This is a genomic window from Chitinophaga pinensis, from assembly GCF_007896845.1.
In the GTDB taxonomy this organism is placed as follows: domain Bacteria; phylum Bacteroidota; class Bacteroidia; order Chitinophagales; family Chitinophagaceae; genus Chitinophaga; species Chitinophaga pinensis_C.
The window spans coordinates 372,218-388,349 of record NZ_VOHS01000001.1 but is presented as its reverse complement, the minus strand read 5'-3'; the positions used below and the strand labels follow the sequence as shown (position 1 = coordinate 388,349).

The 16,132-nt window shown below is 44.5% G+C and carries 15 protein-coding genes; 6 read left to right on the top strand and 9 right to left on the bottom strand.

Annotated features, from left to right (window positions below; genetic code table 11):
• Positions 1-325 precede the first annotated feature (325 nt).
• The gene (locus FEF09_RS01685) at positions 326-1,399 is read left to right on the top strand and encodes a hypothetical protein (RefSeq protein ID WP_146303272.1); all 1,074 of its coding nucleotides are present in this window, start codon (positions 326-328) and stop codon (positions 1,397-1,399) included.
• 85 nt (positions 1,400-1,484) lie between these two features.
• On the opposite strand, the gene FEF09_RS01680 is transcribed toward FEF09_RS01685, so the two are convergent.
• Together FEF09_RS01680 and FEF09_RS01675 are read right to left on the bottom strand one after the other, a co-directional pair.
• The gene (locus FEF09_RS01680) at positions 1,485-2,642 is read right to left on the bottom strand and encodes an MFS transporter (protein WP_146303270.1); all 1,158 of its coding nucleotides are present in this window, start codon (positions 2,640-2,642) and stop codon (positions 1,485-1,487) included.
• Between the two features lie 47 nt (positions 2,643-2,689).
• Positions 2,690-3,436, bottom strand: a complete 747-nt coding sequence (locus FEF09_RS01675; protein WP_146303268.1) for a DeoR/GlpR family DNA-binding transcription regulator — start codon at positions 3,434-3,436, stop codon at positions 2,690-2,692.
• A gap of 94 nt (positions 3,437-3,530) precedes the next feature.
• Between FEF09_RS01675 and FEF09_RS01670 the strand changes: the two genes are divergently transcribed.
• On the top strand, positions 3,531-4,052 hold the full coding sequence (locus FEF09_RS01670) for a 5' nucleotidase, NT5C type (protein WP_146303266.1): 522 nt from the start codon (positions 3,531-3,533) through the stop codon (positions 4,050-4,052).
• Here the strand turns inward: FEF09_RS01670 and FEF09_RS01665 are convergent.
• A complete protein-coding gene (locus FEF09_RS01665) occupies positions 4,044-4,493 on the bottom strand; it encodes a hypothetical protein (protein WP_146303264.1) in 450 nt (149 codons plus the stop codon). The two genes, FEF09_RS01670 and FEF09_RS01665, sit on opposite strands and share 9 nt — an antisense overlap.
• Before the next feature lie 169 nt (positions 4,494-4,662).
• Entirely contained in the window at positions 4,663-5,286 is a 624-nt protein-coding gene (locus FEF09_RS01660; protein ID WP_146303262.1) for a helix-turn-helix transcriptional regulator, read from the bottom strand.
• A 394-nt stretch (positions 5,287-5,680) separates the two neighbouring features.
• Here FEF09_RS01660 and FEF09_RS01655 point away from each other — a divergent pair, with 394 nt between their 5' ends.
• The 4 genes from FEF09_RS01655 to FEF09_RS01640 all read left to right on the top strand — a co-directional run bounded on the left by FEF09_RS01655 (position 5,681) and on the right by FEF09_RS01640 (position 10,898).
• On the top strand, positions 5,681-5,980 hold the full coding sequence (locus FEF09_RS01655; protein WP_146303261.1) for a hypothetical protein: 300 nt from the start codon (positions 5,681-5,683) through the stop codon (positions 5,978-5,980).
• Between the two features lie 196 nt (positions 5,981-6,176).
• Positions 6,177-8,090, top strand: a complete 1,914-nt coding sequence (gene acs, locus FEF09_RS01650) for an acetate--CoA ligase (RefSeq protein WP_146303259.1) — start codon at positions 6,177-6,179, stop codon at positions 8,088-8,090.
• Positions 8,091-8,340: 250 nt separating this feature from the next.
• Positions 8,341-9,882 carry a RagB/SusD family nutrient uptake outer membrane protein gene (locus FEF09_RS01645; protein WP_146303257.1) on the top strand — a complete coding sequence of 514 codons (1,542 nt, stop codon included), beginning with the start codon at positions 8,341-8,343 and terminating at the stop codon, positions 9,880-9,882.
• Positions 9,883-9,953: 71 nt separating this feature from the next.
• Positions 9,954-10,898, top strand: a complete 945-nt coding sequence (locus tag FEF09_RS01640; protein ID WP_146303255.1) for an alpha/beta hydrolase — start codon at positions 9,954-9,956, stop codon at positions 10,896-10,898.
• Between the two features lie 227 nt (positions 10,899-11,125).
• Here the strand turns inward: FEF09_RS01640 and FEF09_RS34655 are convergent, their stop codons facing one another.
• The 5 genes from FEF09_RS34655 to FEF09_RS01615 form a co-directional block, all read right to left on the bottom strand.
• Positions 11,126-11,251: a L,D-transpeptidase family protein gene (locus FEF09_RS34655; RefSeq protein ID WP_409994844.1), complete on the bottom strand. Its 126-nt coding sequence runs from the start codon at positions 11,249-11,251 to the stop codon at positions 11,126-11,128.
• A 14-nt stretch (positions 11,252-11,265) separates the two neighbouring features.
• Complete coding sequence (locus FEF09_RS01630; RefSeq protein WP_146303253.1) at positions 11,266-11,697, bottom strand: L,D-transpeptidase; 432 nt, start codon at positions 11,695-11,697, stop codon at positions 11,266-11,268.
• Positions 11,698-11,861: 164 nt separating this feature from the next.
• On the bottom strand, positions 11,862-14,810 hold the full coding sequence (locus tag FEF09_RS01625) for a M16 family metallopeptidase (protein WP_146303251.1): 2,949 nt from the start codon (positions 14,808-14,810) through the stop codon (positions 11,862-11,864).
• A 104-nt stretch (positions 14,811-14,914) separates the two neighbouring features.
• A complete protein-coding gene (locus FEF09_RS01620) occupies positions 14,915-15,175 on the bottom strand; it encodes a hypothetical protein (protein ID WP_146303249.1) in 261 nt (86 codons plus the stop codon).
• A 30-nt stretch (positions 15,176-15,205) separates the two neighbouring features.
• A complete protein-coding gene (locus tag FEF09_RS01615) occupies positions 15,206-16,123 on the bottom strand; it encodes an outer membrane beta-barrel protein (RefSeq protein WP_186774147.1) in 918 nt (305 codons plus the stop codon).
• Positions 16,124-16,132 lie beyond the last annotated feature (9 nt).

Genomic DNA, 16,132 nt, shown 5'->3' with positions numbered 1-16,132 from the left:
TCTTTACCATCCCACACTATCACATTTGAGAAAAAACATATACTTTTATAGAAGAACAAGCTTTGTCCCGGTCCCAAACAGACACAACAGATTACATTACAGCACGTTAGAAGAATAATGAACATTTTATCCTGTAGCAAAACCTAAAGAGGTAAAAACGCGTATATAATGTGCTTATTTTTTAATATGAAAAACAACTTATAAGCGTTTAAGGGACATATAGCAACAAATGACTTTAAGACAATTCTGAAGAAAGGAGCCGATCGATCACTATTATTACTGAACTCTATTTATTGATCCAGACAATCTAACAAACCCTGATACCATGAAAAAGCTATTATTATTCGGCGCGCTGGCCTGTGCAGTTGCTTTTTACGCCTGTAAAAAGGACGACGGCGGAGAAGGCACAGACACCGAACAACCAGAAAAAATTGACACTATCCATCTTGGAGACAGAACGATGCTGGCAACCAAGGTAAAAGTAGCATTCGGCATTTATAATCCCGGCGCCATGCCTGCCGCATCTGACGCAAACGGATCTCCTGTTCTTGTTGAAGATAAAAACATTGTAAACGCTATCAGCGGCCGATACATCGTCGTGAAGCCTAATTTTACCTACTATGAATCTACCATAAAAGGATTCTATGTTACCATCAATGGCAGCGGCGCGCATTTTAAAGTAGATTATTCCGCTAGCCGTGGTTTCTATAGAGAAGCTCCAGGCATGCCTTCTGCTTTGGGCCGTCAGGGTGACTATATAGATTCTTCTATCATCATAAAACTGCCTCCTTACATCATCGGAGACACTTTGTCTGTAACATATGCCGCATACGACTCCCTGAACCATGTCAGCAATCATGTGAAAGGTTTAGTTCGTATTCACAGCCAGAACGGGATTGCAGAATATCAGGATTTCGTAGGTTCATGGAAAGTAAACAGAAGAACGGATGCGAATGGTAAATGGCAGAACTATTATCTGCCGGATACTTCCAAAACCAATTTTACCTGTGTGGATGGAAAGGTGCAATATTGTATCAACACCAATAGCCAGTGTTTTGAAGGCATTGCCGCTATCTCAGGTGTTACCAAATATGACATGATGTTCACTGACCAGAATGAATTCAGCGAATTATTCTCTGCCAGTGCCACCCGTGTCCTGCTGGAAAACTCTACCTGCGATAAACTCGCTTATGGTACACAGACACAGACCAAACTGGAAAAAGGCGGCTGGTCCTTCGATGCGGAATCCAAAATTCTGACCATCGTGGTTGACAACAATGGACTGGAATTTGCCAACTTCTACTCCTATTCCGTAAAGTTTCTTGAAATGACCCCGCAGGCGATCACGATCGTAAATACGGCGAACACCTCCTATATGGTGGAATTAGTTAAAAAATAACCATCTCTTTATTTCAAAATATTTGAGGGGCTGATCATTACGATCAGCCCCTCTATTTTTCTAAAACACTCCGCATTATTATAAGTTATTCCTTCGCCCTCGTGCTCATCACAGCAATACAGGTACCCATCAGTGCGATAATGGAGAATGATATACGTAAACTGGTAGCCTGTGCCACAAATCCGATCAGGGGTGGTCCGGCAAGAAACCCAAGGTAACCGATCGTGGATACGGCTGCCAGTGCCATACCCGGTGACAAGGTTTTACTACGGCCGGCCGCGCTGTATACCAGAGGTACAACAGAGGAAACACCTGCACCGACTAACAGAAAGCCGAGGATGGCCGTTGGAAAATAAGGCAGCAATACGGCGATCAATAATCCGCCGGCTGTCAGTCCGCCGCTTATCTGCAACATTCTTTTGAATCCAAAACGGGTGGTCAGCCAGTCTGCCACAAAACGGAAGGCAGCCATTGTACTCATAAAGGCAGTATATCCGAGTCCGGCTGTTTTCTCCGGCGCCTCAATTACTTTTCTGAAATACACGCCACTCCAGTCAAACATTGTCCCTTCACAGATCATGGAGCAAAATGCGATGATACCCAGTATCAGCAATACCTTGTCAGGCCATGCAAATAATGGCGTCTTCTCTCCTGTTGCCGGTGCATCATGAGACACCACGTGACGGATGGCAACTGCTACTATGATGATAGCAAGGATCATGATTACGAGAAAATGCTGATAAGGCAGGATGCCCAGTGCCGACATACCTGAACCAATGGAGGCTCCGGTAAAACCACCCAGACTCCACAGTCCGTGAAACGATGCCATTATGGAGCGTCCGTACATCGCTTCTACCAGTACTGCCTGTGTATTCACGGCAATATTGGCGAGGTTACCACAGAATCCAAACAGCACGAGGCAGGAAAACAATTGCCACGCGGTTGTTGTAAGACCTAATGTTGGCAGAATGAAGGCATACAACAAGCCGGCAGTCATCAGCACATAACGGCTCCCATACCTGCTCACCAGTACACCGGCAACAGGCATGGATAAAATAGACCCGATGGGCAGGGCCAGCAACATTCCACCTAACTCACCTTCAGAAAGGTTGAGTTTGTGCTGAATGGCAGGGATTCTTGATGCCCAGCTGGAAAAACATAGTCCGGTCAGAAAAAACAAGGCGCTTACCGCTATACGTGTATGCCTTTTGTTAGAATAGTCGACTGTCAAGTCCTGTAACATGCTACGTTAATTACTTAGAAAATACTGAGAAGTTCACTGTTCTACTATCAGATAACATTAATTCCAAGCTGTCGGTAAGGGATAGCCAGTGATAATCCGGCTTCATCGGTTATAATCGTATCCATTGCTGTTATATTACACACCTTGTAAGGTTCTGCTGTTCCCATTTTATCTCCGGTTACCAGTGCCACGACCCTGTTGGCCGACTGGACCATGACGTTTTTCACGGCTGCTTCGTCCATATCCGGACCAGTCACACCCACTTCCGGATGCAGACTACACACTCCCATAAAGCAGATGTCGGCCCGCATTTTTTCAATCATGCGGATGGTATCAATGCCTGCGGTAACCTGAGAACTTTTAAAAAGCCGGCCACCGGTCAGGATGACGTCTACCCCCGGATGCTCCATCAGTTGCATTGCGATTGGAATACTGGGGGTAACTACAGTCAGCTGCAAAGAAGGAGGGAACAGTTTGGTAAGCGCATATGTGGAAGTACCTCCATCCATGATAATGGTCTGGCCATCGCGCAGGAAAGACAATGCTTTGGCGGCAATGGCTTTCTTATCGTCTTCATGGATACCGATACGTTCATTAAAGGCATATGGGTGGGGAGAATGAGGAATAGCACCACCTCTTACTTTGATCAACAGACCATTCTGAGCCAGCGCCTCCAGATCGCGCCGCACAGTATCTTCTGATACCTGCAGATCATTACTCAGTTCTGTGTGCAGCACTTTATGGTCTGCCTGCAACTTTCTGAGAATGTAATCAAAGCGCTCTTCTTTCAGCATATTCTTGCAATTTCCAGCAAAAATAAGAAACTTCTTGCAATTTTATGCTACCTAATCTCAGAAAAAGGAATAACTTTGCAGAAAACAGCAAAATATGGCAAGAATTGCAATAGACATGGACGGTGTTATGGCAGATACCACGCAGCAGATGATTGACTGGTATGCGAAACGTTATGGTGTACAGGTAGACAGGGACGCATTATATGGCAAACCGGAAACCACGGGTTTCCCACATGAAAAGGAAATCATCAGGTCTTTCCTGTTTGAGCCGGGTTTCTTCAGAACCAAGCCGGTGATTAAGGACAGTCAGGAGGTGATCAGGGCTTTACAGGACAAGCATGAGGTGTTTATAGTATCTGCGGCTATGGAATTTCCGGCATCACTTCCGGAGAAGGTAGAATGGCTGGCGGAGCATTATCCGTTCATTACATGGCAGAACATTGTTTTCTGCGGATCCAAAACGATTGTACAGGCAGACTATATGATAGACGACCATGTGAAGAACCTGCAGCCTTTTAAGGGACAGGGATTAATGTACACGGCACCACATAACGTGCATGTAACTGACTTTAAGAGAGTGGACAACTGGCAGGATGTGGCAGGACTTTTATTGTAAGTCGATCTTTGCCCTGTTATTGACACTATTATAGGCGTACCCCTCAGGGTCTGTGGCCAGGCCTTTCCATACGGGCAGGAAGAGCATTTCATATGCCCTGTGCTCAAATGCATCAGCATCAGCAATGCGTTCGCAGGTATTATTGCACCACGATAATTTTTCGTCCGGCGCCTGCAGACGAATCTCTTCCATGACGGCATCCATAAATGGTTGCCACCACAGGTCAAGAGTGAGTGCGCCTTCACGTATTATGATGTGAATGGACGAAGGCAGGAACATATAATCTTCTACTTTCACCAGTGCATGGTGCTGATCATTATTCAGCTTTGCAGCTACAATATCAGCATACCTTTTCCGGGTAAAGACTTCCTCTCCGGCACCACAAACGGGCATTACCAGATACCATACGGGAGGATCAAATGCATTCGGCAGATAATTCATCGAAAAAGATTTATGATAACTTGATTATCATAATAGTAATACACGTAAAACTATAACAATTTTACTATTCGATAAAAACCCCGGAAATCACATGGTGGATGTTATGGGTTAATCGTCGGTGGAATATTGTCTGGGTGTACTGAGATAGTTAGTTGTGTCTTTTCGTGTATCAGCCTTTTTTTGAACGGGCTTGTTTACGTAATTGTAAAATATCTTTCTTGGCAAGTTCGAGTCCTTCTTTGAGGGATGAATAGCTTTTCAATAACATGTTATGCTCTTCCAGTAGCTTGTAGTACTTCTCTCTGAGCGCGAGCATTTCGTCATTTTCAGCCTGACGCGCGTCTTCCAGTGCGCCGGGATGGAGGAAACTGGTGCTTGTCATCTCCAAAGCTCTTACAACTCTGTCCAGCTCTTCTGCGCCGAACACTTCTTTTTCAAACAGATTGTACATCGTTCTGCGACTCATGCCAAGACGTTTAGCCAGTCTGGTTTTATTCAATCCCCGCTCTCCTATCAGCTCCATCAGCCGGCCGCCGTGATGCAATATTGTACTTTCTGCCCCTTTCTCTCCATTTACCGAAGGGCTGCTGTTCCATTCATAAAACTCTTCCGGTGTAACACCGATGATCTCACAGAATTTCTCTAATGTGCTCCGCTTCATATCACTCTTACGCAAATGGTAATGTGCAATCTGGTTGGTGAAACCAGCCATGTCTGCGAAGTCTACTATCTTAACTTTCTTCTGTTTTAATATTTGTTTAAGGCGCTGGCCCATGTGGATTAACCTGGACATGTATGCTATATTTTACTAACAGTGGTTTGCGCTGGTGTGCAATTCATACAATATAATAATAATTTCCATTTCAATGCCATAATTAGAAATTCATATAGACAATATAGTTATCAGCGCGATAATACAATTGACACCTGCTTTATAGTTAACAAATCCGTACATATTGTGTTTCAATGAGAAGTATTGACAGGGAGATTTTTTCATTCACAGAAATCGATTGTAACCAACTACTTAACAATCAATTAGGATAACACAAGTACTCAGAAAAATATTTAATTAAAAATTGCTACAATAAAATATTTATAAATAGATTTGCTTACATCACAATCATTATTGTTATAGTGGTAAGAAACTCTCAATTAATCATTATCACATTAAATCAAAAACATTCGACATGAAAAAGAAGATGCCTTCCGCACCTGAACCAATCAATTTGTTACAGGATGTGCATTCAAGGATGATCAATCTCCCGATCTACTTCCGAGAGCGCGTATGCGAGGAATGTTCATGGAGCATCCCCACTTTTTACCGCAAAATGCGTACTGCCATCAGGCCCGGTAGCCTCAACAGTGAAAAGATCACACCCAGTCTCAGCAATGCAGAAAAAGAAAAGATCATTGCGGTACTCGATGAAGTATTTGAGGGTTTCTGGGAGTACTGCGGGAAATACAGGAAAAAGCCAGCTAAAGATTAATTAAACACCTGTATTTCATAACCTATGCCATTTAGATGCTAACTCCAGGATCCCCTTCAGACCAGCTAAAGACACCATTCCTGGCCCTATGAGAACATGAACAGGTTTGTTATTGACTATTGCCCAATTTTATTAAATTTAAGCTGCAGATTGCTAACACGTTACTTAATTTGACCAACAAAAACTGATTGCAGCTATGGCTTATCCGTATCAGATCAAGAGCTTAGAAGAGTATCAACAGAATTATCAGCAGAGTGTTATGGACCCGGAAGGCTTCTGGGCAAATGTGGCTGATCACTTCTACTGGCGCCGTAAATGGGATAAGGTACTGGAATGGAATTTTAAAGATCCGGATGTTAAATGGTTCACTGGCGGTAAACTCAATATTACCGAAAACTGCCTTGACCGTCACCTCGGTACTCTGGGAAATACACCCGCTATTATCTGGGAACCTAACGATCCGGAAGAACACCACCGCGTTATTACTTATCGTGATCTTTATAATAAAGTTTGCCAATTCGCCAATGTATTGAAGAACAATGGTGTAAAGAAAGGTGACCGCGTTTGTATCTATATGGGTATGATCCCCGAACTGGCCATCGCAGTACTTGCCTGTGCCCGTATCGGCGCGATCCACTCAGTAGTATTCGGCGGCTTTAGTGCACAGTCTATTGCTGACAGGATTCAGGACGCACAGGCCAGTCTGGTCATCACCTGCGACGGTGCATTCCGTGGTAATAAAGATATTCCGCTCAAATCTGTTATCGATGATGCTCTTATTGGCTGCCCTTCTGTTAAAAAGGTGATCGTATGTACCCGCACCCGCACGCCTGTCAGCATGATCAAAGGACGTGACCTCTGGTGGGAAGATGAGATCAAACAGGTGGAAACCATGGGAAATCCTCCTTGTCCGGCTGAAGAAATGGATGCGGAAGATATGCTCTTCATCCTCTATACTTCCGGCTCTACCGGTAAACCTAAAGGAGTTGTACATACCTGCGGTGGCTACATGGTATACGCAAACTATACTTTTGTAAATACCTTCCAATACCAGCCCGGCGAAGTATACTTCTGTACCGCCGATGTGGGATGGATCACCGGTCATAGTTATATCATCTACGGTCCGCTCAGTGCCGGCGCTACCACCCTGATGTTTGAAGGTGTGCCTACTTATCCTGATGCAGGCCGCTTATGGTCTATCGTAGATAAATTCCGTGTAAATATTCTTTATACCGCTCCTACCGCCATCCGCAGTCTGATGGGATACGGTCTTGGTCCGGTAAATCATAAAGACCTCAGCTCTCTCAGAAAACTGGGTAGTGTTGGTGAACCTATCAATGAGGAAGCCTGGCATTGGTTCAAAGATCATATCGGTAAAGGACGTTGTCCGATTGTTGACACATGGTGGCAAACTGAAACCGGAGGTATTATGATCACACCTATTGCCGGCGTTACCAAAGAAAAACCGGGCTACGCCACGCTTCCGCTGCCGGGTATCCAACCCATCCTTGTAGACGAAAAAGGAGAAGAAATCAAAGGCAATAATGTCAATGGTAACCTCTGTATCAAGTTCCCGTGGCCGGGTATGTTGCGCACGACCTATGGCGATCATGAACGCTGTCGCACCACCTACTTCGCTACATACGATAATCTCTACTTTACCGGCGATGGTTGTCTCCGCGATGAAGATGGCTACTACCGCATCACCGGCCGCGTAGACGATGTACTCAATGTAAGTGGTCACCGTATCGGTACAGCCGAAGTCGAAAATGCCATCAACATGCACGCCGGCGTCGTAGAAAGCGCTGTTGTAGGATATCCGCACGACATCAAAGGACAGGGCATTTATGCTTATGTGATCACTGAAAGACAGACCCATGATCCTGAACTGACTAAAAAAGACATTCTGCAGACAGTATCCCGTATCATTGGTCCAATCGCCAAACCGGATAAGATCCAGTTCGTCAGTGGTTTACCTAAGACCCGCTCAGGTAAAATCATGCGCCGTATCCTCCGCAAAATCGCAGAAGGAGAACTGGACAATCTGGGTGATACCTCTACCCTGCTCGATCCGGCCGTTGTGGAGGAGATCAAAAGAAGCAGACTTTAACAGTTATTAACACTCACATTATAAAAAGGGCTGACATATTCAGCCCTTTTTTGTATCCTTGTGCCCAGGAAACCGCGTAGTAAAGATCCCGAGCGGACCATATTAACCTGCGAACGAAACATTCAGAACCGGACGAAGACCATTATCCCAACTTTAACAATTTTTCCATGAAAAAATCCTCATTCCTGTACTGTTATGCAGCCTGTGGGCCTGTAAAAAAGATAAGCCCATTCCAGAACCGCCTGTAGAAGTGCCTGATCTGGTCGTCAAAGTATGGGATGCCACCGGATGGGATGTAGCACATCCAAGAGGCGGAGAAGCCGGCGAGGCAAAAGTGCAATTGTTTGCATCCAAAAAGGACTATCTCGAGGCAAAACCAGCTTACACTGCTACTACGGGTGAATCAGGCAGTGCCGTATTTATGGATGTAACGCCCGGTAAGTATTTCATACTGGCCTTCAAAGGCGAAATGACCAATATATGGAATGACGGTACCGGTCACACAATGGTATCAGACACCCTGTTTCAGTCAGAAACAGAGATTAAAAATCCACAGACTCCTTTGCAGTCAGGCGCAATGCCGGGTGACTTCCGTTTCAGCGACCTGAATGGAGACATGATGATCTCCGCTGACGATGTTGCCGAAATACCGTTCCTCACTTATGATATCAAAAAAGATGGTGATGCCAGAGCGGAGGTTATTATCGGTTATAAATCGAATTCAAAATCTACCCTCTATACAACGACAGATCAGGCACAAAGTGCACTGTATACCGTCATCAGCCGTGTTGGCACCGTACATACAGCGCTCACCATGCTGGATGGTGTACTCAGCGATGATGCTGACTGCAATTTCGTGAATGATCTATGTCCCTATGACAAATTCACTTTCAATCCCAATACAGCAGCAAGCGCCTATATCTGGACGTCATATATTGACAACATACTGGAGCTGAATAAAATACTTTCAAGTCTGCAACAGATCAGTGGTGACAACTCCGCCATGATCGCACAAGCCAGAGTATACCGTGCGTTCATTAATCTCGAACTGCACACCTATTTCGGTCAGCTGCCCATCCTTAAAAACTCTAAAATGGGCGTCGATGTAAAACGCGCTTCATGGGAAGAAACAAGGGCCTTCATCAAAGCAGAGCTGAACGCCGTTCTTCCTACGCTGCCGGCAATAGCACCTGCTAGCACAACCGGATATATTACGAGTTATGCAGCACATATGTTACTGGCCAGATTAGCTTTTCAGGAAAGCGATATCGAATCTATCCTTTCACATACTGATGCGGTGATTAATTCAAAGGCATATGAACTGGTTGATTATAGCACCGTTTTCACTACACCTGCTACACATGAAATCATTCTGAATATTCCCGTATTCGGAACAGGTGAGAGTCCATTTATCAACTACTTCGTTCGTAATAATGTTGTATATAAATTCCTTCCAACTATCCGCTACACAGAAGCGTGGTTACTGAGAGGTTATGGTAAAGCAATGGCAAACGAACTGGCCGATATCAAGACCGCTGTTAATACGATCCGTGCACGTAGTAAAAAACCGGCCCTCGATCTGAAAAATATGGATGAGGCAATCGCAGAATTAGGCTTACTCTACAAAGAAGAACTATATCGCGAAGGTTTCCGCTATGCATTTTTAGTATTAACCAATCAGGCCGCACAGGTACTGACTGATAAAGGGTATAAAGACCATCACATACACCTGCCAATTCCGATGTCCGTACTGGAGGTATATCCCGGTATGATTCAGAACGCAGGTTACTAAACATATATACTTTCATGATAAAAGCGGGTGTATCCTTGAAATGATACATCCGCTTTTTATACTTTTACACCATGAAGTTGCTGAAACGTACCCTGCGGATTTTTCTTGTTTTGTTTCTCCTGTTGAATATAGTGGCCGCATTCCATGCGTGGAAATTCACTCACTTTTATGCTGCCGGCGCATTTGCCAACAAACACCAGCAACCGGAACAGATGAGTATCTTCGAAAAAGCTAAGATGGTGCTGTTAGGTGTACGTCTTTCGAAGTCTTCTATCAGACACAAACCGGAAGTCCCTTACGAAACGATACATGTGGAAACCTCCAACGGTCTTGAACTGGAAGGATGGTGGATCCCGCGATCAAATGCAAAAGGTACTGTCATTCTCTTTCACGGTTACAATGGCGGTAAAGATGGTCCAATCCCTGAAGCGGCTTATTTCCGTCAGCTTGGTTATAATACACTGTTAATGGATTTCCGCGCACACGGTAATAGTCAGGGTGATGTCTGTACTATCGGTTATAAAGAGGCTGAAGATGTAATGTTGGCTTATAACTTCGTACAGCAGAAAGGAGAAAAACACATTGTACTCTGGGGAGTAAGTATGGGTGCTGCTGCTATTTTAAGGGCTGTTCCGACCTATCATCTGCATCCTGATAAGGTTATCCTTGAATGCTCCTTTGCAAGGCTTACAGATGCTGTTAAAGGGAGAATGCGTGCAGTGAGTCTGCCGGGTACGCCACTTGCGGAACTGCTCACCTTCTGGGGTGGTATTGAGAATGGCTTCTGGGGATTCAGCCATAATCCTTCTGATTATGCCCAAAGTATTAATATGCCGGCCCTTGTATGCTGGGGTACAAAAGATAACCGGGTGACCCGTCAGGAAACCACCAGTGTCTATCGTCAATTGGGCACACGTAAAAAGAAGCTGATCATCTTTGAGCAATCAGGTCATCAGTCATTCTGCCGTAATGAGGGAGAGAAATGGAAAGCAGCGGTTAAAAGCTTCCTGCAATAGATGACATAAAAAAAAGCACACTCCACCCGAATGAAGTGTGCCTCACAAGACCAATACCCGCCTTTATGATAGTTCATGATGCCAGACCATAGGCCAGACATCACTACAATGCTCCCGGCATGAGGCCAAAACGGCACTGTTGTTCATCAAAATTCAGCATGTAAGATCTTCGAATTCGTTGCTTATAATAAAGGTAATAAGACACACTGCAATGTGCAATACAGGGATCAACGTCTTATTACAACAGGTGTTCCTACTTTGATAATATCGTATAGTTCACTGACATCGGCATTCTTCATACTCACGCATCCGAGCGTCCAGTTAATGCGTCCTTCGACGTAATTGTCACGTATACCGGAGTTCCATTCTACACCGTGTATACCAATACCACCACCGGGGTAGCACCTGCTGGCAATGCGCCTGCACTCTGTAACTCATGAAATTTATTCCAGGAAGCTTCGTTCGGATAATCGAGGAGCATAAAACGGTTCCAGAGTTTGTCCGTTCTTTTACTCAGTATATGAAATGTACCCTCAGGCGTCAGGCGATCTCCTTCTTGTCTCTTATCTGATTGGTCTTTGTTACCAAATACTACTTTATAAATTTTTCTTAAGGTAACATCCTCATATAAGTACATCCGGTAATCACTCTTGTCCACCAACAAAAATATTTTATCAGGATCAATGTTGCCAGGGTGTAATTTCACTTCATACAGATAATCTTCGTCACCTCCTTTAAAAGTAAATCCTGATACGGTCACAGTCAGCACCAGGAGCATCAACAAGCAATAGCGATTCATTTTCACAGGGATTTTGCAATTTAGTTAACGTTGGCTGTCAATGCATTATTGCAGCGCGTAAAAAAATAGATCGCAAAAATAAAGAACCATCCGGAATTTCCGTTCAACTTTCAGCTGAACGGAACCGGACGGTTCTTAAAAAAAACGGCTATACCGCTATATGATTAGTATCCGAAAATCTCTTCCAGTGTAACGACTTTCACATCGCCATACTTCTTCAGATCGTCAGGATTTACTTTCTTTTCTGAAGCCATGATACAATAAGTATAAGGCTTGTTGGCAATGTTCTGATCATGGAACTGTTTCACATTGTCGAAGGTAATACCATCGATCTGTGCATAGACAGTTTTACGATAATCCGTATCCAGTCCCAGCTTTTTAGCAGCGAGGTAACTGAAGATGATACCATCCTGTGTGATACGCTCGGTTTCGATATCTTGTTTCAGACTCAGTTTTGCCGTCTGGAAACCTTTATCAGAACGAGGCATCTCATTCAGCAGTTCATTCATGCCACCGATCGCATCATTCATCTTATCTGCCTGACTACCTACGTATGCGATCATAGAATAGCGGCTGTCTTTCTTGTCAGGCACCGCATAGTAAGCATAAGTAGAGTAAGCGAGTGCTTTTGACTCACGGATAGTCTGGAATACGATAGAACCCATGTTTCCGCCGAAGTAACCGTTAAACACGCTTACCAGTGCAGTTGTTTCAGGATTGTAAGTACCACCGTTTCTGATCCAGTTCACTTCTGACTGTACCATGTCATAGTCAGTAAATAACACCTGATTTTTATCCTGTGTAATCTTATCAAATTTCACCGGCGCAGGTACTGCTTTTGGTGAAGCAGATATCTGGTGTTGTTTAGTGATAGCAGCAATAGCAGCTTCTAAGGTCTGCGGACCATAATAGATCACCATATGCTGATATTCAGGCAAACCATGCAGGAGGTCTGTCAGTTGCTGTGCAGTAACACCATCCAGATCTGTCTGGCTCAACTGGTTGTTGAATGGGTTTTTAGCACCATACATACCATAGCTGGCAAGTCCTTTCAGGATATTACCCTTATTCAGTTTTGCATCTGAACGGCTCTTTCCGATACGTCCTTTTAATGCGGTAAGTGCCTGTTCATTTGGCTGGCAGTTTTTCAGCAGGTGTTCAAACAGACTCACTGCTTTATCAAAGTTTTCCTGCAGACCTGTAACGCTGAGTGTAGTTGCGTCTGTACCGGTAGAAACATTGAAATTACAGGCGATGTTATAGAACTCTTTGCTGATCTGCTCGGAACTATACTTGTCAGTACCGAGGAACTGAAGATACTGTGCTGCCAGAGGATACAGTTTATTGTTCCAGCTACCCATATCAAAACGGTAGTACAGACGGAAGAGACCGTTGTCTTTGTTTTGTACGTACAGCACATCAGCAGCACCCAGTTTACCTTTCTGAATATCTTTATCGTAATCCAGCCACATTGGTTGAATAGCCGCAGCCGGCATTTCGTTGACCTGTTTCAGGAAAGCAGATTGTGCTTCACGGTTTACTTCCACCGGTGTAATAGCAGGTTTCTCTACTTTCTGAATATTCTTGTCTTCGCCTTTACGTTTGTACAACAGTACGTAGTTGTTTGCGAAGTATTTATTGGCAAAATCAACGATCTGCTGTTTGGTTACCTTGCCCATATCATCCACGAAAGAAACGTCGGTTACCCAGTTCTTTCCTTTGTGTTTGATGAAGCCGTCCATCAATGCATTAGCACGGGTGCTGTTGCTTTCCAGACCGGTTAATTCAGCCAGTTTCGCGTTGTTTACAATCGCTTTTACCATTGACTCGTCAAACTCTCCTTTCTTCAGGATATCCAGCTGACCCAGTAAGAGGTCTTTTACTTCTTCCAGTGTCTGGCCTTGTTTGGCGGTACCGTTCAGCATAAACACGGAATAGTCTTTCCATCCCATTACGCTGGCACCTGATTTCAGTACTTTCTGCTGTTTGTTGATGTTCAGATCCAACAGACCGGCTTTGCCATTGTTCATTACTTCAGAAATAACAGACAGCAGTACAGTGGATTTTACATCCAGTGCGCCGGGCATACGGAAGGAGATCATTACGTTTTCAGCGTCAGGACCGAATACTTCTTTTACGATTGGCGTGGTCATTGGCTTCTCAACAGGCGCTTTGTAGCTTACTACAGGTTTAGCCTGCATGTAAGAGAACGCTTTATCCACCTGTCTGATCACCTGATCAGGGTCCAGATCACCGGCCATTACGACCGCCATGTTACCCGGTACATAGTAAGTGTTGTAGAAATCACGGATTGCCTTCAGGGAAGGGTTTTTCAGATGTTCTACGGTACCGATGGTGCTCTGCTGACCATAGTTGTGGGTCGGGAACAGGGTAGATAACATCAGTTCGTAAGACTTACGACCGTCATTGTCCAGACCTCTGTTCTTTTCCTCGTACACGGCTTCCAGTTCTGTATGGAACAGGCGGAACACCGGGTCTTTGAATCTTTCTGCCTGCACAGTCAGGAATTTGTCCACTACGTTGGAAGGGATATCTTCCTCATAAATGGTCTCTTCTACCCAGGTATGTGCGTTGGTACCCTGAGCGCCCATGCCTGACATCAGTTTGTCATACTCGTTGGCGATGGCATACTTCGCTGCCAGACCGGATACGCTGTCAATTTTGTGATACACTGCATTGCGGGCAGTAGTACCGGTTGTATGATTGTAAGTATCATACAGCCCTTCGATCTGATCCAGATAAGGTTTTTCCTTCGACCAGTCCAGTGATCCGTACTGCTGGGTACCTTTGAACAGCAGGTGTTCAAGGTAGTGTGCCAGACCGGTGTGATCAGCCGGATCGTCGTTGCTACCGGCACGTGTGCCGATCAGCGTCTGAATACGTGGATCTTTTTTGTTGACAGACAGGATAACAGTGAGTCCGTTTTTCAGCGTGTAAAAGCGGGCTTTCATCGGATCATTTACGATATACTTATAGGTATATCCTCCTGATGTGCCCTCTTTCCATTCGTACTTCTTTTGTTGTGCTCCTGCTATTGTGGACATAGAACAGGCCAGCAGCAATAAGCAGATTGCTTTTTGAATGAGGTTCATGAATTGGTTTTTGAAAATAAAATAAACATTACCAAATATAATGGTAATGTCCGGATGTGTCCGGGCAGTAATTTGTTAAATGGAACTAAAAAATGAGCAATGGACTATTTCTTCCAGTCCAGTTCCGAAGTGGGGCCATACTGAACATTAACAAACAGTGCATCGAGGGCAACAGGTGTCTGTATATTGGCTAACAGTAAAGGGTGCTCATGTGATTGATCAAAGGACGAATAACGGACTTCGTCTTCATTTTCAGTAACCCCGGGTTTGTGTCCATAAATTTTAACCCCCACAATTCTCTTCTCACATGAATGAGCCCATACAATAAATCCGGTACAGGCCAGAAAGGCAATAAAAGAACGCATACATCTTAGATTTTGATCCCCCAAAAAACGCTAAAAGCTATTAAAACGTATCCCTATTGAGAAAGGATACTGTTCCAGGCCATAATCATGTAAAGGAGTCAGCGCGAAATTACCATAAAGTTTAAGAGGTCCATAACCAATATCTCCGGTAAGGCTGAGCTTCCATTTATTCAGGTTGAAGTCATCTACTTTTTTCTCTTTTCCTCTTTCTCTGCTGATCTGCTTGGTTCTGGCTTTCACAAGATAACCACCCATTACACCCATGCCCATTTTAAAGGCTCTGGAGGGACGGGCCGGATTACTGTTAAAGTTCAGCATCAGCGGTACGCTCAGGTATTCAGCAAACAACTTGTTTTTAGAGAAGTTAACATTATCTCTTACGATCTCAGTCGGGTAACCCGGTACGTAAGTGATATTTCTCGCAAAGCGGTAGTTGTTCATTTCGACACCCAGCGCATAGATCAGGTTTAACTTATGCTTGTAGACGTTCAGCCTTTGCTGGAAAAGCCAGATGTTGACATTGATGGACTTTCCGGTAATCAGCTTGAACTCCGAAGGTGTAAGTGGTGCACTTCCTCCGCGGGGCGCCAGGGTATTGAGGCCGGCAGCAGAATAAGTATAGGATTTACTGTAACTGTCAGCATAGCCGTTGGGTGCTGCGTAATAGGATAATGCTACCGCTCCGCCATAATCGCTGCGGTCGATATAGTTGTTAAAGCCGAGATCCACGACAAACCATCTGGTTTGCAGGTTCTTCTTCAACTTTTCTTTCGCATAGGCGGTGTCATTGTAAACCCTGAAGATACGTTTGCCTTTTGCATCCTTTCCCTTCATGATGATGAGTCCTTTTACCTGGAACGTCTCAACAAGACTGTCTGCAGTCTGGGCCTGTGCACCTACACTTACAATAAGCAGTAACAATAAATAGCGTAAAGCTTTACACTTCATATCAAAAAA